The organism is Rhodococcus sp. MEB032, from assembly GCF_030208925.1.
GTDB classification, from domain to species: Bacteria; Actinomycetota; Actinomycetes; order Mycobacteriales; family Mycobacteriaceae; genus Rhodococcus_F; species Rhodococcus_F qingshengii.
Genome location: NZ_JARVSY010000001.1, coordinates 182968 through 205583, shown reverse-complemented (window position 1 = coordinate 205583; position 22616 = coordinate 182968). Strand labels below are relative to the sequence as shown.

The following is a 22616-nucleotide window of genomic DNA, read 5'->3' as shown; positions in this document are numbered from 1 at the left end:
TCTTCAGTCGTTCGGTACCGGAATCGTCACCTCGAATCGACTTCCACCGCCCGCCCTCTCGCTGACGGAAATGGTTCCGTGGTGCGCCGCAACTATTTCCGACGCGATGGCGAGTCCGAGTCCGGACCCGCCTCCCTGCCTCGACCGCGGCTGGTCCAGGCGGACGAAGCGTCCGAAGATTCGTTCGCGTTCTGCTGCAGGGATTCCGGGCCCGTCGTCCTCGATCACGATGTGGGCTTCGTTTCCGGCTTCGGAGCACTCGAGATACACGAGGGTCTCCGCATGCCGCACTGCATTGTCCACGAGGTTTCGCACCATCCGCGTCAATGCTCTCGGGTCTCCGGAGACCCGAACCGGAGCCACGGCAGCGGCGACCGTAACTGCGGAGATACCGTCGATCCTTTTCTGCTCGGCGAACAAGATGTCATCGAGGTCGACGTCGACGACGATGCCGAACTTTTCGAGTTCGCTTTCGTCAGAGCGCGCGAGAATCAACAGGTCTTCGATCAACTGCCGCATTCGGCGCGCCTCGGGAAGTAGTGCGTCTTCGATCAACGCGTCGTCGAGGAGATCCGGGCGTCGGTGTGCCAGTTCGAGGGCCGTCGTGATCGTGGAAAGCGGACTGCGTAACTCGTGTGAGGCATCGCTGACAAATCGTTGCTGGGCCAGCGCACCTTCGTCGAGGCGCGCCAGCATGTCGTTCATTGTTGTTGCCAGTCGGGCTATCTCGTCGTTCCCTGACGGGACAGGCACTCGTTCACCTTGACGCCCACTCGAAATCGACGCTACCCGAGCGCGGATGCGTTCGACCGGAGCGAGGGCCGAGCCGACAAGGCGGTAGGTGGCAAACGCAGCCAGCCCCAGGACCAGGGGTCCGACTATGGCTAGCAGAACGGCAACGGTCGTCACCACGGTTTCAACCGGTTCGCGGTCGGCGCCGACGAAGACGGTGACTGGTCCGGTCGGCGTCTGAGCGCCTCGCCCGATCAGCCAGTAGTCCTCGTCGTCGGACTTCTTGACCCTTCCGAGAGCGTCCGACTCGTCAGGGCCGAGAAAACGTTCGGACAGGAGGTCGCTGTCGGTTCCCGGTGATTGGGCGACTATTCGGTGATCGGCGTCGACGATCTGCACGATTCCGATCTGACTGTCTGTGGACAGAAGCGAAGGGTCGAGATCGGCCGGGTTCTTTCCGTTGAGCTGCTGGACCAATTGCGTGGCGCGAGCGTCGGAGCTGTTCAGTGCGGACAGATGCAGGGAGTTTGCCAGCACGAAAATCAGTGCAAGCCCGGCGATCACCAGGCAGAAGGCGATCACGAGTGTCGAAGCCACGGTCGACCGCGCGCGCACGCTCCACCGGGACGGGTGCAGAATCGACGAGGCAAGATGCTCCATGACGTCCAGTCTGTACTCTCCGGCGCAATCGCGGCGAACGTTCTCAGCTTCCCTTCAACAACCAGGTGCCACGCTGGCCGACATGGCGTTCACGCGTGAAATGGCGAGCAAGGTCCCAGAGGTCACACTGTACTTCTGGCTGATCAAGATTCTGGGCACGACGGTGGGGGAGACTGCCGCGGATTCACTCGACGCGGATCTAGGTATCGGACTGATCGGCACCGCTGCGTTGACTTCGGTGTTCTTGGTCGTCGCGCTGATCATCCAGTTCACGCGGAAACAGTATGTACCGTGGGTTTATTGGCTGGTGGTAGTTCTGATCAGCGTAGTCGGAACGCTCATCACCGACATTCTGACCGACGATCTCGGTGTACCGCTCGAAGTGAGTACGGGAGTCTTTGCGGTTGCCCTGGCCGCTACGTTCGGGATCTGGTTTGCCAGTGAACGGACGTTGTCCATCCACAGTATTCGCACGCCGAAGCGCGAAGCGTTCTACTGGTTCGCCATCCTGTTCACATTTTCACTGGGAACGGCGGCAGGAGACTTGATTGCCGAACAGGTGGACCTGGGGTATGCGAAGTCTGCTGTGTTGTTCGGCGTCGTGATCGCCGTAGTGGCCGCCGCGCACTTCGGCCTGAAACTCAATGCTGTACTTGCATTTTGGATCGCTTATGTTGTCACTCGTCCATTGGGAGCGTCCATCGGTGACCTGTTGACCCAAGACCGAGATGAGGGCGGCTTGGGATTCGGGCCGACGGTGGTGAGCATTGTCTTCACGATCGTGATCGTCGCGCTGGTCGCCTTTCTCACTGGCACCAAAGTCGATGTTCTGCCAGAACCGAGCAATGAACGGCAGCCCGCAGACGCACAAACGGGTGACGCGGTCCGGTGAGATCGGCGAGTTCGATCGCACTTGTTCGGACCGCGTCACCCGTCTAGAGGATCAGGCCACTCGCTTGGCGGTGCGGCCGCCGAATTCGAGCATCACGGCGCGACCGGTGTCGTCGGTGACGAAGCGTCCCAACGCCCGGGTGGTGTCGGCGCGCGCAGCGAAGTCACGGTCGTTGAGGAAGGCGATCGGGATTGCCGGCGGCCAGACGATGTCCTCGTATTCACCGAGATCCTGCGCGCTGCCCATCCGGATGCCGATTCCCTCGTCACCGGGGGCGACGGTCATCGTCAGTGAGCCGGCCTGATACTTGCCCAGGACTGCGTCGACGGCAGCGGGTTCGGGCTCGACCACGTCGAGGGATGCCGGCGTGGGTAGTTCAGTGAGGTTGGCCATGCACCAGTCGACGATCTTCTTGCCGATTCCGCCGCCGAGGGCGTTGGTCAGCACGGTGACGGCGAAGTTCTTCTCGGGCACTGTCATGAACTCGGAGACCTGGAGGTTGCTCACGTTTCCGCCGTGCCGCACTACCTGTGTGGTTCCGTATCGAGTCAACAGCCATCCCAGGCCGACTTCTTCGAACATCATCGCGGCGGGACGCTGCGGCTTCTGCATCAACAACCGGGTGGACTCGTCGAGCGGCTGTCCTTCGCCGGGGTGTTCGCCAGACAGTGCGTAACGTGCCCAGACGAGTTGGTCTCGCACCGAGGACCACATTCCGCCGCAAGGGATCATGCCGCGGTCCAGTCCGGTTTCGTTGGACACGAACGGCACACCGTCGCGGATGTAGTGACCGAGTGCGAACCGGTGGGTCATCACGTCCCAGGGCAGGAAGGCCGAGTTCTTCATGTCGAGGGGGTCGAGCACGCGCTGCTTGACCAGCTCTTCGAAGGTCAGTCCGCTGATCTTGGCCACGACATGTCCGGCGAGAACGAATCCGGAGTTGCTGTAAGAGAAGACTTCTCCGACGGGAAATTCTTGTCGCAGTTCGTTCAGCCGTGAAACCGAGCGTCCCAGGGCGTCTTCGCCCCAGCCTGCCGAGAGGCCCGCGTCGCCGGTGAATCCGCCGGTGTGGGTGAGGAGATGACGCATCGTGACTGTGCGCGTGGCTGTTTCGTCGGCGAAGGTCAGTTCGGGGACGTACTCGACCAACGGGGTGTCGAGATCGAGTAGGCCGTCCTCGACGAGTGCCATTGCGGCTGTTGCGGCGAACACCTTTGTGGTGGAGCCGATCATGAACATCGTCTTGTCGGTGACCGGGAGTTGGGTTTCGACGCTCTCGATGCCACTGGTGACGACGATGTCCTTGTCGCCGTGCACGATGCCGACCGAGACGCCGGGGATGTTTGCCTCGACCCTCCACTGATCGACGAGTTCTTGAAGCTGTTCTTGCATCTTTGATTCCTCGAGTTCGCTGGCGTTCTGTGTTTCGGCGTTCTGTGTTTCCGTCATCGTATGTGTATCGGTCATCGTCACGCGTTAACCCGTGGTAGGAAGCGGAATCCGACGTACACTCCGTCTCGGTGCGGCCGTACCGTCGTCCAACCGGCGGCCCCGGGTTGACGGGTGGTCCAGGTCCCCGGGATCTGCGACGGTACGAGAGTGGCTACCGTTGCAGGCTTCTTCGGAGCTGTTTCGTCTTCCTCGGGATTCGGGATTACGTCGCCGATGACGGTGATCACGGCCTCGTCAGCGGACTCTCCACGACGGAACTCGATTGCTATCCCGCCCGAGCTGTACTTTCCCAGAACCGAATCCGGAATCGACTCCACACTCGCGGGGTTCGGGGCGAGGGCTTGCGGAGGTTCGAGTCCGACCAACGCGGCCGCGGCTTCGGTGAAGAGATCACGGTAGAGGCCGTCGGCCTTGCCGCCGCTGGTCAGCAGTGCGATCGCGACATTGTGGCGGGGGAAGATACGCAGATATGCGTGCTGCCCGATGGTGCTGCCGTCGTGCCCGAAAATCTCTTCGCCCGACCAGGTTTCGTGGAACCAGCCCAAGCCCCAACCCGACTTGTCCGGGAACAGTTCGCTGATGTCGATTTCGGGTGTGCGCATCGCGGCGGCCGATTTTTCCGACACGATCCGTACGCCGTCGACGCTCTGTCCTTCGAGAAGACCGAGTTCCGCGAACGTGAGTAGATCTCCGATGCTGGCAGTGATGCAGCCGGCGGGCCCCATCGAGCGGGTGATCGGCCAGACGGGCATCACGACGGAGTTCCCCGTATGACCCGCTGCCACAGAGTATCTCGGTGTATCTCCGGTCAACGTGAGTGTGTGCGCGAGGCCGAGCGGATCGATGATCCGCTCCTTGAGGATGTCGTCCCAGATGCCGCCGCGAAGAACCTCGACGATACGAGCTGCAAGGACGTACGCGGAGTTCGAGTACGCGAAGCCGTCCTCGAGTGGATGAACCTGACGGAAGTCACGCAGGCCCTCGACGTAGCGTTCGACGACGTCGTCGCCGCGACCCTTGTCGATGAACAGGTCACCGTCGATTCCGTTGCGATGGTTCAGAAGTGCGCGAACCGTGATGCGGGCAGCTGTTTCCTCGTCCTGCAGTGCGAAATCGGGCAGGATCGACCGGACGGTCGCGTCCAGGTCGAGCAAGCCTTCGTCGACAAGCTGCATGACCAGCATCGCGGTCCATACCTTGGTGATGGATCCGATCTGGAACAGGGAGTCGGTGGATACCTCGACCCCGGTGTCTGCATTGATCACGCCGGAAGCCACCGTCGTACGGGTGATTTCCTTGCCGTTGGAATCGAGTGTGAGAATACCGAATTGAGCACCGGTGACGCCGTAACGCTCACACAGTACGTCCAGCGAACGCTTCCACGCGTCGGCTCCGGCAGACGCGTTGGCCAGGCCGGTCTTGGGCAGCTTCGCGGAGGTGTATCGCTTGACCCATTCGATGAGTCGTGTGCTGTAGTCGATTCGGTGCGAGATCGAGCCGTTGACGAGGAACCCGTGGCTTGCACCGGGATACGCCACCAGACGGGTGGGTACGTGCTGCTGGCGCAGTGCGGCGAACCAGGCCTCGGCTTGACCCAGCGGGCACCGCTCGTCCGACTTTCCGTGCAGGATCAGCGTCGGGGTCACCACGTTCTTCACGGCGGCGAGCGGTGAGGCTGCCAGGAGCCCCGCGGAGTTCTCGGGAACAGTCGTGCCGGTGGCGAGTGACGCGAGGTGCGGACCGAAATCGCAGACTCCGGCCATGGCGTTGAAATCGCAGATCAGCCCGCCGGCAACCGCAGCGGCAAAACGATCCGTCGCGGACGTCAGGTGACACGTACTGTATCCGCCGTAGCTGTACCCGGTGATCGCCAGACGGTCCCCGTCGACAAGTCCCTCGGCGACAAGCGCGTCGATCGGCTCGAGGAAGTCGGCTTGGTCGGAGGTACCCCAGGCGCCGTTGACGGCGTACATGAAGTCTGCGCCGTACCCGTCCGACCCACGTGGATTGAGGGTCAGGATGCGCCAACCCTGGGCGGCGAGAACCTGGTGGGCGGGGTGATAGGTATCTGCAACGCCGGTCCACGCGTTGTGCGGTCCGCCGTGAATGTCGAGCAGAAGGGGTGCGGCACCACTGGTTTCGGGAGCGGACAGCAACCAACCATGCACGGTGCGGCCGTCGGAGATGGTGAACTCGCGTTCCTCGGCGGCAAACAGTGTCACCTCGGGGAGTGCTTCTGCGGTGAATTTCGTCAGCGTGGTGACCGCGCCGCTGTCGAGATCGACGAGTGCGACCTCGCCGAAGGACTGCTGCGTGGTGACGATGACGGAGGCGACGCGGGCGTCACGGGCAACGGAGAGCGCCGAGACGACCTCGTTGGGATTGGCGACGAGGGATCGAGAGGTGCCGGTTTCGATGTCGGCCGCGTACAGATGCGTCCATCCACGATCGCGTAGGCAGAACACGATTTCGTCGCGAGTATTCGACAGTGCCGGTGTGCCGCCGGGGTAACCGGGTGCACCGGGCATCACGTTGCGATCGAGATGAGCTGTGAGGGTGACGTCGACCGGTGTCTCGGTTGGGCCGGGGACGGACAGCCGGATCAGGTCTGCAGTTCCGACACGGACCTCGGGAGTGCCGATGGCGACGACCGAATCTCCCTGCGGATGCCACAGTGTGGAGCCCTGCACTCCGGTGGCATGACCGAGTCGCTGCGGGGGAACCGACAGATCGTCGACGAGGATGCGGTAAGCGCTGAACGTGAGGTTCAGATCGCTGTCCGGTTCGAGATTCGCGGTGAAGGCAAGGGCCGTGCCGTCGGGCGACCAGGACGGAACGTCGGCATTCCAATCACCGTCGGTGAGCCGTCGAACTGCCTTCGTCTCCAGATCGACGGTGTGAAGGTGGCGACGGAAGGTGCCGAGCCAACCGGCACCGTCCACCTTGTATCCGAGTCGGTCGGTGACGATGGGAGCCTTCGGATCGGCGGAGTCCGAGCGTGAGACCACAGCGGCGAACGCGATGGCATTTCCGTCCGGGCTCCAGGCTGCTGCACCGGCGCCGAGGGGGAGTGATGCTGATGTGGTGAGAGTTTCGGCCTCGCCACCGGCGAGCGGGATCAGGTGCAGCTGCGCGGAGTCGCCGACCTTACGCAGGAAGGCAATCGAGGTTCCGTCCGGAGAGAACCGAGGGGCAGAATCGGCGGGCCCTGCGGTGAGGCGGCGAGCCTGGGAATCGCGGGACACCGCCCAGAGCGATGTAGTTGCCTTTCCGGCAACAATTTCCGAGCGAACGAAGACGACCACGGTGCCGTCGGGAGAGATTGAGGTCTCAGTGGGTGTGACCACACGGTGGAGGTCGTCGAGAACAAATGGACGGTCAGTCATGTAGATCCTTCGAATCGGAGAAATAGATGCAGACGTAAAGCTTTGTCTTCCGGCTTATTTCAGAACGCGAATGCCAGGGCCGGCCAGGGTGCCGCCAACTGGTGCATACAGGGCCGTTGCACCGTTGAAGAACATGAAGTTCGGCGACGTGGACACCGGAATGACGTCGGACGAGGTGAACAGTGCTTGTTCCGCTTCCTTCCACACCGAGCAGGATTCCTGCCCGGGCAGAACCGAGGCCTTCGCCGCCAGTTCGGCGTACTTTTGATTGTCGATCGATGCGAAGTTGACACCCGACGGTGGGGTGGGGCCGGCGAAGTACGGAACGAAGATGCTGGGGGTATCGCTCTGGACGGTCAGTCCGATCGAGATCGACCATGACGTCAGGTCTTTCGCTGCGAATGTGTTGGAAATGATGAAGTTGTTGTCACCACCACGAAGCTCTACCTTCGCACCGAGCTCCTGCCACTGCTTCATCGCGTATTCTGCTGCTGCAGAGGTGGTGTCGCGGTAGTTGGCAAAGATGACCGTCAATTGCAGCGCTTGACCGTCCTTGGTCAGGACACCGTCGGATCCGGGCTTCCAACCGGCGTCCGCAAGAGTCTTTTTCGCAGCGGCCATGTCGAACTTCGGAACTACACCGGTGACGCTGTCGAAGTCACACGCCCGCGGATCGACTACTGCCAGTGCCGTAGCTCGTGAGCCTTTGCCACCGGTGTTGATGTCCGTGTAATCGTCGAGATCGATCGCTTGCACGAGTGCGGTGCGTACGGCTTCGTCCTTGGTGGGGAGAGCCGCATTGTGGTTGAAGATGAACTGTCCGCTCAGGGTGTTGGACGTCATCGACTCGAGGCCTGAAGCTTCCACACGTTCGATATCCGCGCCGGCAACCGGGGCCGCGTTGACCGTTCCGGTGAGGACGAGATTCGCCGTCGTCGCGGCGTCGGTCACGACCTTGATCGTGACCGTCTTGGGCACTCCGAGCGTGTCCGACGTGGTTTCGCCGTTCGGCCCCCAGTTGTATCCGTCGCGGCGTTCGAGCGTGACGTGATCGTTGGCCACTACTTCGGTGATCTTGAACAGTCCGGTTCCGTTGCTGCTGCCTCGAACACTGGCAGGGTCGTCGAGGGCTGCCTGGCACGCCATCTTGAGAGCGCCGATGCGCTCGAGGAGGAAGGGCGCGGGTTCCGTTGTCTTGATCGTGAGCTCGTCACCATCAGCGGTTGCTACCGCAGTTTCGGGTACGGATGCTCCCAACCACGGCGAGCCGTTGGTCGTGTCGACGACCCAGTTGATGTTGTTTGCCGCTGTCTGGGCAGTGAAGGTCGTGCCGTCTTCACACGTGATCCCCTTTTTGAGGGTGAAGTTCAGCGAAGTTCCGTTCTCGCTCCATTTTTCGGCCAGATACGAGCCCGCTGCGCGGGTTTTGGGGTCGATGGCCAACAACGAGTCGTTCGTATAGCTGTTGATCGCCTGCGTGGCAGTCAGATTGGTGATCAGGGGATGAAGGTTGCCGGGATCGGTGTTCACGATCGTGGTGAAACTGCCGTCCTTCGCGTAGTCGCCGGAAGAATTGCCGCCAGGATCAGAGGTGCTTCCGCACGAGGCAACCGTGAGAACGCCGATCGTGACCAGAGCCGCAGTGGGCACTGAGCGAGCTTTCATCTGATGCACCTTTTGATCGAAGGAAGTCGTTGATCAATGTTGCGCGAGGGACGTGGCCCAGGTCTCGTTGAATCGACTCATGCTGAGCGCCTGAATCTGTCGGATCGTCACAATGGGTGGTCGTCGTTTCTTGCCGCACCACGGTTCGACTACCGTCGGAGTGTGCGCTCAGAATCTCGTCGATCAGATATCCAGACCTTCCATGTCATGGATGTATGGAAGGCCGCGACCGAACGTCAGCGGACACATGGTGACGTCCTGACCTTGGCGGCAGGTCAACCGTCGACGCCCGCGCCGGCACCGGTGCTACGTGCGACGCGAGAGATTCTGGGCACCGAACTACTCGGGTATACCGAGACTTTCGGGATCCTGCAGCTACGCGAGGCTATTGCGCGCTACCACAGCGAGCGATCGGGAATTGCCGTCGACGCCGAAGACGTGGTGGTGACGACCGGTTCGTCCGGGGCGTTCACCTTGCTCTTCCTGGCCGCGTTCGACGAGGGCGACACCGTGGTGGTTGCTCGACCCGGATATCCCGCGTACCGCAATACCCTTGCCGCTCTCGGCTGCAACGTCGTCGAACTCGACTGCGGGCCGGCAACTCGATACCAGCCGACAGTGGAAATGCTCGAGGCTTTGCCGTCGCCGCCTGCCGGTCTGATCGTCGCGAGCCCGGCAAATCCCACGGGCACGGTGATCTCGCCCGAGGAGCTCGCTGCATTGGCGACGTGGTGCGAGCAGCACGGAACTCTTCTGATCTCGGACGAGATCTACCACGGCATCGGATACGGCGATCAGCACACGTCGAGCGCCTGGGAGACCTCACGCGAATCCGTCGTGATCGGCTCGGTGTCCAAGTACTTCTCGATGACGGGTTGGCGACTCGGGTGGATGTTGGTGCCGACCTATCTTCGGCGCCCGCTGCAGAGACTCGCGTCGAACATGACCGTGTGTCCGCCCGCGATCTCTCAGTACGCCGCCGTCGAGGCATTCTCGGACGAGGCGAAGGTCGAGTTGGACGGGCACGTTCAGCGGTACGCCGTCAATCGTGAACTGTTGTTGACCGGGTTGCCGAAACTGGGCATCACCGAGTTGGCTCCCGCCGACGGTGCGTTCTACGTCTACGCGGACATCGGCCATCTGTGTGGCGACGAGGGCGCCACCGCGTGGTGTGCCCGGTTGCTGACAGATACCGGGGTCGCGCTGGCACCCGGAATCGATTTCGACACCGTCCACGGAAACCGGATGGTCAGACTCTCGTTCGCGGGTGCGACAGCAGACATCCAGGAGGCACTGGCCCGCCTCGAGAAGTGGCTCGGGTAACAAACAGCAGGGTCTTCGAGCTGTTTCGCCATGCGGAGGTGCCCTCTGCTGGCACGATGTCGTGGTGTCTTCTGCAGCTACGCCCAAGGGCGAACGACGTCGCCAAGCTCTGGTGGCGTCCGCTGCTGAACTTTTGCTGGAGGGCGGGTTCGACGCCGTTCGTCACCGAGCGGTGGCAACCAGAGCTGACCTTCCACTGGCTTCGACGACCTATTACTTCGACTCACTCGACGATCTGATCGCGTGTGCCGTCGAGCTCAACGGCAACGCCGACATGGAAGCGATGCGCGCCAGAGTGGCTGCGGTGACCCAACGTCGGCGGGGCGCGGAATCAACCGTCGAACTGTTGGTCGAGCTGCTGCTCGGAGACGAAGAGAAGCGGCCGGAGAGCCGCGAGCGTTTGATCTCGCGCTACGAACGATTCGTCGCGTGTGCCCGTCATCCCGCACTTCGTGACGTGCAGTTGCGCCTACGAGCCCAGCTCGACGACCTGTTGACCGATGCGCTTCGACGCTCGGGCCGGTCGGCTCCCGAGGGGCAATTGCGCCGTCTTGTCGCGATGGTCGACGGTGCGATGATCACGGCTCTGGGGGAGTACGACCCGGACCCACGGGGGTTGGCCAGGGGAATGCTCTTGGAATCGATCGACGTGATGGCGCCGCCGGTCTAGCTCGGTCTCTATCGGGGGTAACGGCACTGCTTGGCCCCCGTTAGACTGAGGCCTCGTGAGCCGCATCCCGAATGTCCTTGCCAACCGCTACGCCAGCCCGGAGCTCGTTGCTCTGTGGTCTCCCGAGTACAAGATCGTGTTCGAGCGTCAATTGTGGGTGGCGGTGTTGCGTGCGCAGGCAGAGCTGGGCATCGACATTCCGGCCGACGCCATCGACGACTACGAGCGTGTCATCGACAACGTCGACCTCGAGTCCATCGCGGACCGCGAGCGGGTCACCCGCCACGACGTGAAGGCACGCATCGAGGAATTCAACGCACTTGCCGGGCACGAGCAGGTCCACAAGGGCATGACCAGCCGCGACCTCACCGAGAACGTCGAGCAGCTGCAGATCGTGCGTTCTCTCGAACACGTCTACAACCACGGCATCGCCGTCGCCGCCCGTCTGGGTGAGCGCGCTGCCGAGTACTCGTCCATCGTTATGGCCGGCCGCTCGCACAACGTCGCAGCTCAGGCCACCACCTTGGGCAAGCGTTTCGCTTCGGCCGCCGACGAGCTGCTGGTTGCACTGACGCGTCTGCGCCAGCTGATCGACCGGTACCCGCTTCGTGGGATCAAGGGCCCGATGGGTACCGCTCAGGACATGCTCGACCTCCTCGACGGCGATGCGGCCAAGCTCGAGCAGCTCGAAGCGAAGGTTGCGGAGCACCTCGGATTCGCTCACGTGTTGACCAGCGTCGGCCAGGTGTACCCGCGTTCCCTCGACCACGACGTCATCTCCGCGCTCGTTCAGGTCGGCGCGGGCCCGTCGTCGTTTGCACACACGATCCGCCTGATGGCCGGCCACGAGTTGGTCACCGAAGGCTTCCAGCCCGGCCAGGTCGGCAGCTCGGCGATGCCGCACAAGATGAACACCCGCTCGTGCGAGCGAGTCAACGGACTTCAGGTGATCCTGCGCGGATACGGCTCCATGGCAGCCGAGCTTGCGGGTGCGCAGTGGAACGAGGGCGACGTCTTCTGCTCCGTCGTGCGCCGCGTCGCGCTTCCGGACGCGTTCTTCGCGATCGACGGCATGTTCGAGACCTTCCTGACCGTGCTGATCGAGATGGGCGCGTACCCGGCCGTCATCGAGAAGGAACTGACCAGGTATCTGCCGTTCCTCGCCACGACGCGCGTGCTCATGGCCGCCGTCCGCGCCGGCGTCGGACGCGAGACCGCACACGAGGCGATCAAGGAGAATGCCGTCGCAGTTGCGCTGGCGATGCGTGAAGAGGGCAAGGAGCCCGACTTGCTCGATCGCCTTGCCGCCGACGACCGTTTGCCGCTCGACCGCGTTGCACTCGACGAGGCCCTGGCCGACAAGGCTGCTTTTGTCGGTGCCGCTTCGGCTCAGGTCGATGCCGTTGTCGCCGAGGTGCAGAAACTTGTCGACGCCAACCCCGAAGCTGCGGCGTACGCGCCGTCGCCGATTCTGTAAGGGCTACGCCCCGTGCGCCTTTTCGGTGGTCACCACTACCGAAAAGGCGCACAGGGTCGGAGACCATGGACTGCATCTTCTGTTCCATCATCGCCGGTGAGGCCGAGGCCAGCGTCGTCTACGACGACGCGAATGTCCTTGCCTTCATGGATATTCGGCCGTTCACATCCGGCCATCTCCTGGTCGTGCCGAAGCGCCACGCCAGTGGATTGTCCACGCTCGATCCCGACGACGGTGCCAGGATCTTCGCCGTCGCGCAGAAGATCGCCGCGGCGATGCGTACCGGATCTCTCCCCGTCGACGGAGTGAATCTGCATCTCTCCGACGGAGCTGTTGCGGGGCAGGAAGTCTTCCATGTTCATCTGCACGTCATTCCGCGAAATCGCGGCGACGGCTTCGGCCTGCGTGCACTACCTCGCACGCCCAATCGGGCAGTTCTCGACAGCACGGCTGCCGTCATTCGCGGTGCACTGAACTAGCGGTGCCGGCCAGTTTCAGGGACTGCCGATCAGTTCGACAACGGAGTCCAGAAGGACACTGCGCCAGCACAACCAGTCGTGGCCGCCGTCGAAGATCCGACACGATACTTGCGCTCCTGCGGCCTTCAGTGCCTGTGCGACCGCTGCGCTGTGCCCGACCATGTCGGACTCGTGCTTACCTACTTCGAGGACAACGCGTAATCCGTCCGGTACGCCGTCGCGCTCGATGCGTGCGGCTATGTCTCCACCCGGCGGGCCGTTTTCCCCGCGCTTCAAGCCGGTTGGCCACCAGAACGAACCGGACCCGCTGGCGACCAGCGCGAAGTGTTCGGGGAATTCGAGTGCTGCGAACATCGAAGCCAGGCCGCCGAAGCTCTGCCCCGAGACCACCGTTCGCGTTCGATCAGACGAGAAAGGTGTGACGGCGCGCACCTGCGGAAGCAGTTCGTCGACGACTGCACTCCAGTAGTCGCGGTTGCACGGCAATTCCTGCGAACGGCGTTGATTGTCAACGGAATCGATGGCCAGCAGAACGCAGGATTTCAGTTTGCCGGTCTGGACCGCACGATCGAAGGCGGCGCCTGCCGGCATGACCTCGGCCCAGTGACGCCCGTCGAGAAGTATCACGAGCGGCCGTTCTTCGAGCGGTGTCAATCCGTCGTCCACGGTCTCGTAGATCCACACCGGCCGCTCGACGTCCAACATCGAACTAGCCCAGGTGAGCTGTATCGACTTCCTGAAAACTGGAGCATCCCAACCGAACTGGACCGGCGCCGAGGGCATCTCGGCGACGGAACGCCTTGTGTCCACACCTGCGGAAAGCGGATTGAGTGGGTCGGCAATTCGGTGCTCGAGCAACCCCAACCAGCGGGTGCGGCGGGTCGAGTCTTCCTTGCCTGCTCCCGGATAGTCGAACTCGTCGACTACGGACTTCGGTACCGGGATGATGCTGTAACTGCTACGCCAGGTGTTCGAGACTTCGGCGGTGTAGAACCACACCGGACTGTCGCCGAGTCGCTGCATCACGCTGAGTTGTTCTGCGTGATGGTCGGTCAGCGAATTTGCATCCAGGTAAACGCGCTCGACCTCGGTCTCCTCGGGCTGACGCCAGAGGAACGTAACTCGAACAGTCTGTGTATCAACGCTTTCGATGATCGGCGTTCCTTGTTGCACTATCCGATTCCAGGACGTCTCGATGTCGGGCGAGGCCGCGAGGGTAGCGGACAATTCGGTCACCGCCTGAGTTAGCATGAGCACAGCCTAACCTAATTTGATGGGCTTTTGAATTCGAGGAGTGGTCCGCCAGTGGGCGTCACAATGAAAAAATCACGCACCCTGAAGGTGCTCTCCGCAGTCTTGGTAGCAGGGTTCGCCCTCGCCGGTTGTAGTTCTGCGGATGCCGATTCCGATGCTGACTCAGCTGCATCGCAGGGTAATTGGCCGCGTACCGTGGAAACGCCGAAGGGGCCGGTGGAGATCACGTCGAAGCCGGAGAGGATCGTCTCGACCAGTGTGACGCTGACGGGCACGCTGTTGTCGATCGACGCTCCGGTGGTGGCTACCGCATCGACGGGACCGAACACCGACGTCTCGGATGTGCAGGGGTTGTTCACACAGTGGGGCGACATAGCAGAAGAACGCGGACTTGCAGTGTTGCCGATGGGCGGTGCGAACGCGGAATCCGTTCTGGCGCAGAACCCGGACCTGATCGTCGTCTCGGCAACTGGAGGTGACTCCGTCGTCGATCTGTACGAACAGTTCACGGCCATCGCGCCGACAATCGTGGTGGACTACGGCGGAAGTAGTTGGCAGGAAGTCGCCGCTGTGCTGGGTAAGGCGACAGGTCTCGAAGACAACGCGGCGGCCACGGTCGCGAAGTTCGACAGCGCAGTAGAGGCCGCGAAGGCCAAGATCACACTTCCCCCGCAGCCGACCACTGCGCTGGTCTACTACGAGGACGGCAGCGGCGCCAATATCTGGACGCACGAGTCGGGGCAGGCGAAGTTGCTCACGGCGATGGGTTTCACGGTCGCCGACATTCCCGAGTCCGCGAAGAGCAGTGAATCCATGGGTAAGCGCAAGGACATCATTCAGGTCTCGGCGGAGAACCTCTACGACGGTATCGCGGGCAACACCCTGATCTTGGTCAGTGCCGACGACGGTGCGGTGAAGGCGGTCGAGGCACTTCCACTGTTGGCCCAGCATCCGGCAATTCGTGATCACCACGTCTATGCCGTGGGTCTGGACACCTTCCGTCTCGACTACTACAGCGCAACCAACATGGTGAACCGGTTGGTCGAGCAGTTCAGCTGAGCCATAAGTACTAGGCCTTTCACCTTCAACTAGTGCTTTGGTAGGAGCCGGGAATCGAACATTCCCTTCACGTTCGCCGAATGTGGGACCAAGTGGTGCGCGCATGCCACCATGAACGTCAATCATCGGATGCGGAATGGGGAGTGGATGTTCGACTCGGCTGGTCAGAATGCCCCGGGGCAAGCCCTGGCATCGCGAGGGTGGGGACGTTTCAACCTGAACAACCCGGCCACGGCGGCCGTGATCGTCGGCCTGCTGAGTGTGCCGTGGGTGTTCGGTCTCGCCAGTCTCAAGACTGAACCCGAGACGAGCAATCGAGTGCTGAGCGATCCGGGAACCGTCGTCGGCATCATGGGTTTCCTGACGGTGTTGACCGTTGTGGCGTGTGCGCGCCGGCGGTACCCGATCGCGTACTACCTCCTGACGTTGGCAGGATCCGGCGGATTGATGCTCTTCCTCGGCAGTCGATCGCTGGGGGCCACGCCGCTTTTCTGGTTCGCGATCATGGCAGTGTCCATCCGAGTGACAGGCATGCGCCTGGTCGGACTGCTGGTCCTCGGAATGGCGATGGACGTGATCTTGGCGATGTATCTCACCGAACGGGACGGGCTGACGGTCGCCGAGGTTCAGGTGGGGGAGTTGCCTCACTTGTTCCTCGAACCGGCGGCAAACACCGTCACGAGTTTTCTGGTCGTCGCAGCCATGGGAAAGATCGTCGCGCGCCTGCGAAAACAAGCAGTGGAGAACAGTCAGGCAGTAGCGGATCTGCACCGGGACCGCGAACGCAAGATCGCGAATGCCGTTGTCGCCGAACGGCAGGACATGGCACGTGAACTGCACGATGTCGCTGCCCACCACATGACCGGCATGATCATCCAGGCTCGTGCCGCCGACAAGTTCTTCTCGAGCAATCCCGAACAAGCACAAGCCCTTCTGGGGGGCGTCATCGAGCAGGGTCAGCGGGCCCTCAACAGCTTGCGGCAGATCGTGGGGATACTTCGCCTGGGTGAGGAAGACCCCGATTTCCCGACGCCCATGGTCTCCGACATCGACGAGTTGGTGGACGACTGCAAGCGCACCATCTCGTCGATCTCGTTGGAGAAGGTCGGCCGCTTCGACGACCTGGACAGCGGAGTCCAGTTGACGTGTTACCGCATCGTGCAGGAGGCGTTGTCGAACGTCCTTCGCCATGCGCCGGGTAGCGAGTCCAAGGTGTGTCTGAGTCGAGAAGCCGGTGCGGTGAGGGTACGGGTGGTCAATACTCTCGGGAATGCTCGCCCGGCCTCCGACGGGCAAAACCTCGGAATTGTGGGAATGCGCGAACGCGCGACGCTCATGGGTGGTCAACTGGACGCCGGACCGAATTCGGAAGGTGAGTGGGCTGTGCAGGCACTGGTGCCGGTGAACGGGAGGATCAACGCATGATCGATGTCCTTATTGCAGACGACCAGCAGGTGGTACGGCAGGGGTTCGAGCTGTTTCTCTCCGGTCACCCCGAGATTCGCGTCGTCGGGCATGCCAAGACGGGAGTCGAGGCGTACGAGCAGGTGCGTGCACTGCGTCCGGACGTCGTGCTGATGGATATCCGAATGCCGCACGGCGACGGGTTGACTGCGACCCGGGAGGTCCTTGCCGAGTTTCCCGGGACCCGCGTCATCGTGATCACCACGTTCGATCTCGACGAGTACGTTTTCGAGGCGCTCGACAGCGGTGCCGCAGGGTTCTTGCTCAAAGACGCCGATCCCGAAGAGCTCTCGTCGGCAGTGTTGACCGTGGCCGAAGGTGGTTCGGTGCTCTCGCCGAGATTGACGTCGAGACTGATCGTGGAGTTCGCGAGGCGCAAGCCGGCACCGATGTCCACGGCGCGCTCCGGATCGGATCACGGTCTCAGTGCGCGTGAGATGGATGTGGTGCAGTTGCTGTCACAAGGCTTGGGAAACAACGACATCGCAGATTCCCTCAGCCTCGAACAGAGCACGGTGAAGTCGCACATCAGCAACATCTGCAAGAAGCTGCAGGTGCGTACCCGTGTGCAGATCGTCATCTGGGCGTACCGAAACAACGTGATCGCCGTATCGCGCTGATGCACGGGACGCTGCGGCGCATCCGCCGCGGCACGGGCAGAGAAGTACACGTGCCCCGGGTCCGATCCCTCGTCGAACCCGGGGCATCCGTGCCACTCAGCCCAGCAGTTTGGCTTTGAGCGTCATGACAGTCGCCGGGCTCAGACCCAGGCCCTCGGTCAGGTACCGATCGACCGACCCGTAGGTCTGGTCCAACTGGGCGAGACCGGCATCGAGATAGCTTGCCTCGACACCCAACAGAGGCTCCATGTTGACGGCCATCTGTTCGCCCAGGCTCGCCGCGATGCCCGCGCGCGTGGCCTTCATGCCTTCGGCTGTGTACTCGTTGGTCAGCAAGTAGTCGTTCATGATCACCGAGCGGTCGACACCGGCGATACTCAGCAGCAGAAACGACGTCCAGCCGGTGCGGTCTTTGCCTGCGGTGCAGTGGAAGACCTGTGCACCTTCGGTTTCCGCGAGACCCGTGAGCAACTGCGCGAACCCGGCTCGCTCCGTCGCTCCGGTGACGAAGGCGCGGTTCATGTCCTGCATCATCGATCGTGAGTCCTCGGGGGACTTGATCTTCGCGATCATCTCGGCGATGTTCCCGGACAGGATCGGAATGTTCTCGTACGCAACCCCGCCGGGCAAGACATCGGGCTTACTGGCGATCTCGGGTTCAGTGCGCAGATCGTAAACCTTTGTCAGTCCCAGCTTTTCGAGATTGCTCATGTCATCGCCCTTGGGCGTGATCGCGTTCGCGCGGTAGAAGACTCCCTTGTTCACGGGCAGGCCGAAAGTCCCCGAGTATCCGGCGCCGGTGCCTGCGACGTCGCGGAAATTGTCGATCCCGGTCAGCCGCGGCGCATCTGGGGTCTGCTCGGAACTGCCGAGGTTGCTGGATCCGAAATCCAGCGAGCCGAACAGCGGAGCCGAGGGGCCAGGTTCGGCCTGCGCGATCGAGGCGCCGAAACCGGTGATGAGAAAGCTACTGGTCAACGCAATGGCCGCGGCAGACCGTAGTGAGCAGGTACGGGTGGATCGGGACATGTGTGAGCCCTTCGTCGAGCGGAGAGAGTGGCGAGTCGATGAGGTATCGCGAAGGCAAGGTAGCGAGTTCGCGTGTCCGATTCGAGAGGAATCTTGCTTTGCTCCCTCTCAGTGGGAGGCGTGCTGCTGTGAGCGTGGGCGGCTCGGGAGGCGCAGTTCATTCCTCGGGAGCTGTGTTTGTGTAAAGGTCCAGTGCCCTGATATTGGTTAGCCTCACCAAATCAATTCCGGAGCAGTCCGGTGCGTTCAGATGGAGTTCAACATGCGGGTTCAAGGTCTGTCGCGGTTTCGCCGCGCAGTGGTGATCGGCGCAGCAGCTGCGCTGGCGGTCGGCGTCGCCGGCTGTAGCAACTCCGAGGAGGCGTCGTCCGAATCGTCGACGACAGCCGCGAGCTCGCAGACCCGTGTCTTTGAGGCACAGAACGGATCCATCGAGATCCCGAGCGACCCGCAACGGATCGTGGCCTGCGGATACGCAGTTCTGCCGCTGATTCAGGCGGGAGCGAACCTGGCAGCAGTATGTGAGTGGACCCGTGAACTCGGCAACATGGACGACAAGACCAAGGCCGCTTACGAAGCTCTGCCGAAGGTCGCACCCGACGGCAACGTCTCCCAGCTCAACTACGAGGGAATCGTCGCTGCCGAGCCCGATCTGATCATCATGGGCGTTCCCGCTCGAGTCGAAAGCCAGCTGGACATGGCGCAGCTCGAGGCGGCCGCTCCCGTCGTCTTCCTGGGACCGACGGTTCCTGCTGATTGGCGAGTGCTGGGCGAGCAGTTCGCCGATGCCGCGAATGTCTCCGACACCTACGGCGAGTTCAAGGACGACTACGACGCCAAAACCGCCGAACTGGCCGCGAAGTACAAGGACAAGCTCGGCTCGTTGACCTTCGGCGGCGTGTGCAACGTCTGCAAGCCGGAGGCCGGCACCTTCTCACGCGAGTACGCGTCTTCGTACACGACCAATCTCTTCGACGGACTCGGACTGCAGTTCCCCGGCACCCCCGCAGACCCCGCCGACATCCACGTCGAACAGGTATCCATCGAGAAGATCGGCGAAAATCTCGGAAATGTCGACGTGATCGTCTACGGCCTCAACGCCGACGGCTCGATGTCTCCGCAGTTGCAGGAGCTGGTCAATTCCGAGCTGTGGAAGGAATTGCCCGCAGTGAAGGCCGGCAACGTCGTCCAGGTCCAGCATTCGCTGGCCGCGACCTATCAGACGGCTCTTCTGACGCTGGATTCGATCGACGAGGGCCTGTCGAAGCTGCCCGCAAACCAGTAGTTCATCGACTGTGACGGTGGCCTCTCGCCTGCTGGCGAGGGGCCACCTGCATATCCGGATGAGCAGGGCGGACAGCTCTCCGATCGGCGAGGACGCTTACCTGTCCCGGCTACCGGGGTTCTGTACGAACTGCGAACGCCCGATAGGGTGACCGGGTGCGTCCTACACTTGATTCCTACACTCATCTGGCCGGTGGCAAGGTCCGTGACCTTTACACGATCGACGACGAGCATCTGCTGCTTGTCGCGAGTGATCGGATCTCGGCCTACGACCACGTGCTCAGCACGCCGATCCCGGACAAGGGTCGCGTGCTCACCGCGATGAGCGTGTTCTTCTTCAACGTCCTCGGTGGCACCAACCACCTGGCCGGCGAGCCCGACGACGATCGCATCCCGGAAGAGGTTCTCGGCCGCGCTCTCGTGGTGCGCTCCCTCGACATGGTTCCCGTCGAATGCGTCGTTCGTGGCTTCCTCACCGGCTCCGGCTTGGTCGACTACAACAACACCGGCGCAGTGTGCGGCGTCGCGTTGCCCGAGGGCCTCGTCGAGGCCTCGCGTCTGCCCGACCCGATCTTCACCCCGGCGTCCAAGGCGGCTCTCGGGGATCACGACGAGAACATCAGCTTCGATCAGGTAGTGGAGAAGGTCGGCCAGAAGCTGGCAGTGCAGCTTCGCGAGGACACTCTCGACGTCTATGCCCGCGCCTCCAACTTCGCAGCCGATCGCGGAATCATCCTTGCCGACACCAAGCTCGAATTCGGTCTCGACTCCGCTGGAAACCTCGTGCTCGCCGACGAGGTGCTCACCCCCGACTCGTCGCGCTACTGGCCTCTCGAAGGCTACGAAGCGGGCAAGGTGCAGCCCAGTTTCGACAAGCAGTTCGTGCGCGACTGGCTCACGAGCCCTGAATCCGGCTGGGACCGTAGCTCGGACACGACACCGCCGCCGTTGCCGCAGGAGATCGTCGACGCGACCCGTGCACGCTACATCGAGGCGTACGAGCGCATTTCCGGTCTGTCCTTCGACGATTGGGTCGGTCCCAGCGCATGAGCCTGATCCCGCCGGTCGCAAAGAAGGTCCCCACCGAACGTACCCATCACGGACACACGTTCGTCGATGACTACGAGTGGCTGCGGGACAAGGACAACGCCGAGGTAGTCGCATACCTCGAAGCCGAAAACGCGTACACCGACGAGCAGACGGCCGCGCTCGAGCCGTTGCGCGAGAAGATCTTCCAGGAGATCAAGTCGCGGACGCAGGAAACCGACATGTCGGTGCCCACTCGCATGGGTAAGTGGTGGTACTACTCGCGCAGCGTGGAAGGCAAGTCGTACACCGTCCAGTGCCGGTGCCCCATCGCCGGTGAAGACGACTGGACTCCGCCCGACCTGACGCCCGGCGTCGAGCTGGCCGACGAGCAGATCCTCATGGACGGCAACGTCGAAGCCGAAGGGCACGAGTTCTTTTCGCTCGGCGCGTTCTCCATCAGCGAGGACGGCACGTTGCTCGCGTACTCGGTGGACATCGTCGGCGACGAGCGGTACACCTTGCGGTTCAAGAACCTCGAGACCGGTGAGATGCTCGCCGACGAGATTCCCGATACCGCGCCTGGCGCCACCTGGGCGATCGACCACAGTCACGTCTTCTACATGACGGTCGACGACTCCTGGCGTCCGGACACGGTGTGGCGTCACAAGCTGGGAACGCCGCAGAGTCAAGATGTTTCGGTGTTCCACGAGCCCGACGAACGGTACTGGGTTTCGGTGGGGTCCACCCGCAGCGAGAAGTACCTGATGATCTGGGTCGGTTCCAAGGTGACCAGCGAAGGCTGGATGCTGGAATCGGCGAACCCGGAAGGCGACTTCCGCGTCATCATCCCGCGTCGCGAGGGCGTCGAGTACGGGGCCGAGCACGCCGTGATCGGGGGAGAGGACCGCTTCCTGATCCTCCACAACGACGTCGTCGACGGCATCAAGGCAGAGAACTTCGTGTTGGTGGAAGCTCCCGTGTCGGATCCGATGAACATGACGACGCTGATCGAGCACAGCGCAGACGTTCGTCTGGAAGAAGCCGAAGCCTTTGCCGGACACCTCGTCCTGAGCTACCGACGCGAGGCGCTCACTCGGGTTGCCGTGTGGCCGTTGACGGATGACGGCTACGGCGAACGCCACGAGATCGACTTCGACGAAGAACTCTTCAGCATCGGCATGGGGTCCAACCCGGAATGGGCGCAGCCCACCATCCGGCTCGGATTCACCTCATTCATCACTCCCGGGCAGGTGTACGACTACTACGTCGCCAGTGGTGAACTGGCACTGCGTAAGTCGCAGCCCGTTCTCGGAGACTTCGATGCGAGTAACTACGAGCAGCGTCGCGACTGGGCAGTAGCCGACGACGGAACCCGCATTCCGCTCTCGATCGTGAGGCGCGTAGGTGCGCCGGAAGGTCCCGCGCCGCTGCTGTTGTACGGCTACGGTTCCTACGAGGCGAGCATCGACCCGTCGTTCTCGGTTGCCCGCTTGTCGTTGCTCGATCGCGGTGTCGTCTTCGTCGTCGCACACGTGCGCGGCGGCGGCGAGATGGGCCGTCACTGGTACGAAAACGGCAAGACGCTCACCAAGAAGAACACCTTCACCGATTTTGTCTCTTGCGCAAAGCATTTGATCGACACCGGTGTCACGTCGGCCGACCGGATGGTTGCCGACGGCGGTAGTGCAGGTGGATTGCTGATGGGCGCTGTCGCCAACATCGCTCCGGAACTGTTTACCGGCATTCTCGCCAACGTTCCGTTTGTCGACCCGTTGACGTCGATTCTCGATCCGTCGCTGCCGTTGACGGTCATCGAGTGGGACGAATGGGGAGATCCGCTGCACAACAAGGACGTCTACGACTACATGCGCTCGTACAGCCCGTACGAGAACGTGGAAGCCAAGGACTATCCCGCCATTCTTGCGATCACGAGCATCAACGACACCCGTGTTCTGTACGTGGAGCCGGCCAAGTGGGTCGCAAAACTGCGCGCCACCAAGACCGGTGATGCTCCGCTACTTCTCAAGACCGAGATGAGCGCCGGACACGGCGGTGTCAGCGGTCGGTACGAGAAGTGGAAAGAGGTCGCGTTCGAGTTCGCCTGGGTGTTGGACACCGTGGGCGCGAACTAGCTTCTGTGT

General features: G+C 62.3%; 17 protein-coding genes. 11 read left to right on the top strand and 6 right to left on the bottom strand.

All coding sequences use genetic code 11. The features are described from left to right. Positions 1-3: 3 nt before the first annotated feature. On the bottom strand, positions 4-1392 hold the full coding sequence (locus QRN54_RS00950) for a sensor histidine kinase (RefSeq protein WP_285181454.1): 1389 nt from the start codon (positions 1390-1392) through the stop codon (positions 4-6). 82 nt (positions 1393-1474) lie between these two features. Here QRN54_RS00950 and QRN54_RS00945 point away from each other — a divergent pair, with 82 nt between their 5' ends. Further along, entirely contained in the window at positions 1475-2284 is an 810-nt protein-coding gene (locus QRN54_RS00945) for a COG4705 family protein (RefSeq protein WP_285181453.1), read from the top strand. 51 nt (positions 2285-2335) lie between these two features. Here QRN54_RS00945 and QRN54_RS00940 read toward each other — a convergent pair whose 3' ends face one another. From QRN54_RS00940 to QRN54_RS00930, 3 genes are read right to left on the bottom strand one after another with little or no spacing between them, the layout of a single operon-like run. Beyond that, positions 2336-3733 carry a serine hydrolase domain-containing protein gene (locus QRN54_RS00940; protein WP_042453531.1) on the bottom strand — a complete coding sequence of 466 codons (1398 nt, stop codon included), beginning with the start codon at positions 3731-3733 and terminating at the stop codon, positions 2336-2338. A gap of 20 nt (positions 3734-3753) precedes the next feature. Then, entirely contained in the window at positions 3754-7122 is a 3369-nt protein-coding gene (locus QRN54_RS00935) for a serine hydrolase (RefSeq protein WP_285181452.1), read from the bottom strand. A 54-nt stretch (positions 7123-7176) separates the two neighbouring features. Further along, the gene (locus tag QRN54_RS00930; RefSeq protein WP_042452661.1) at positions 7177-8787 is read right to left on the bottom strand and encodes an ABC transporter substrate-binding protein; all 1611 of its coding nucleotides are present in this window, start codon (positions 8785-8787) and stop codon (positions 7177-7179) included. Between the two features lie 162 nt (positions 8788-8949). Here QRN54_RS00930 and QRN54_RS00925 point away from each other — a divergent pair, with 162 nt between their 5' ends. The 4 genes from QRN54_RS00925 (at position 8950) to QRN54_RS00910 (ending at position 12736) form a co-directional block, all read left to right on the top strand. Beyond that, positions 8950-10110 carry a pyridoxal phosphate-dependent aminotransferase gene (locus QRN54_RS00925; RefSeq protein ID WP_037132442.1) on the top strand — a complete coding sequence of 387 codons (1161 nt, stop codon included), beginning with the start codon at positions 8950-8952 and terminating at the stop codon, positions 10108-10110. Between the two features lie 64 nt (positions 10111-10174). Then, positions 10175-10780: a TetR/AcrR family transcriptional regulator gene (locus QRN54_RS00920; RefSeq protein WP_003945736.1), complete on the top strand. Its 606-nt coding sequence runs from the start codon at positions 10175-10177 to the stop codon at positions 10778-10780. A 55-nt stretch (positions 10781-10835) separates the two neighbouring features. After that, on the top strand, positions 10836-12257 hold the full coding sequence (gene purB / locus QRN54_RS00915; RefSeq protein WP_285181451.1) for an adenylosuccinate lyase: 1422 nt from the start codon (positions 10836-10838) through the stop codon (positions 12255-12257). 65 nt (positions 12258-12322) lie between these two features. Further along, the gene (locus QRN54_RS00910) at positions 12323-12736 is read left to right on the top strand and encodes an HIT family protein (protein WP_285181450.1); all 414 of its coding nucleotides are present in this window, start codon (positions 12323-12325) and stop codon (positions 12734-12736) included. 15 nt (positions 12737-12751) lie between these two features. On the opposite strand, the gene fes is transcribed toward QRN54_RS00910, so the two are convergent. Continuing rightward, positions 12752-13987 (bottom strand): enterochelin esterase, encoded by a 1236-nt coding sequence (gene fes / locus QRN54_RS00905; protein ID WP_285181449.1) that lies wholly within the window; start codon positions 13985-13987, stop codon positions 12752-12754. A gap of 66 nt (positions 13988-14053) precedes the next feature. On the opposite strand from fes, the gene fepB reads away from it, so the two are divergent. From fepB to QRN54_RS00890, 3 genes are all read left to right on the top strand, one after another. Then, positions 14054-15049, top strand: a complete 996-nt coding sequence (gene fepB, locus QRN54_RS00900; RefSeq protein WP_285181448.1) for a Fe2+-enterobactin ABC transporter substrate-binding protein — start codon at positions 14054-14056, stop codon at positions 15047-15049. Between the two features lie 111 nt (positions 15050-15160). After that, the gene (locus tag QRN54_RS00895; protein WP_003945842.1) at positions 15161-16474 is read left to right on the top strand and encodes a sensor histidine kinase; all 1314 of its coding nucleotides are present in this window, start codon (positions 15161-15163) and stop codon (positions 16472-16474) included. Next, positions 16471-17133, top strand: coding sequence for a response regulator transcription factor (locus QRN54_RS00890; RefSeq protein WP_003945911.1), 663 nt, complete (start codon positions 16471-16473; stop codon positions 17131-17133). The genes QRN54_RS00895 and QRN54_RS00890 overlap by 4 nt, the downstream gene beginning before the upstream one ends. A gap of 96 nt (positions 17134-17229) precedes the next feature. Here QRN54_RS00890 and QRN54_RS00885 read toward each other — a convergent pair whose 3' ends face one another. Next, the gene (locus tag QRN54_RS00885) at positions 17230-18162 is read right to left on the bottom strand and encodes a tyrosine-protein phosphatase (protein WP_054188017.1); all 933 of its coding nucleotides are present in this window, start codon (positions 18160-18162) and stop codon (positions 17230-17232) included. Between the two features lie 250 nt (positions 18163-18412). Between QRN54_RS00885 and QRN54_RS00880 the strand changes: the two genes are divergently transcribed. The 3 genes from QRN54_RS00880 (at position 18413) to QRN54_RS00870 (ending at position 22607) form a co-directional block, all read left to right on the top strand. Further along, positions 18413-19447 carry an ABC transporter substrate-binding protein gene (locus tag QRN54_RS00880; RefSeq protein ID WP_081377449.1) on the top strand — a complete coding sequence of 345 codons (1035 nt, stop codon included), beginning with the start codon at positions 18413-18415 and terminating at the stop codon, positions 19445-19447. A 155-nt stretch (positions 19448-19602) separates the two neighbouring features. After that, positions 19603-20496, top strand: coding sequence for a phosphoribosylaminoimidazolesuccinocarboxamide synthase (locus QRN54_RS00875; protein ID WP_003945463.1), 894 nt, complete (start codon positions 19603-19605; stop codon positions 20494-20496). Next, a complete protein-coding gene (locus QRN54_RS00870) occupies positions 20493-22607 on the top strand; it encodes a S9 family peptidase (RefSeq protein WP_285181447.1) in 2115 nt (704 codons plus the stop codon). Before QRN54_RS00875 ends, QRN54_RS00870 begins: the two co-directional genes overlap by 4 nt. The last annotated feature ends 9 nt before the right edge of the window (positions 22608-22616 follow it).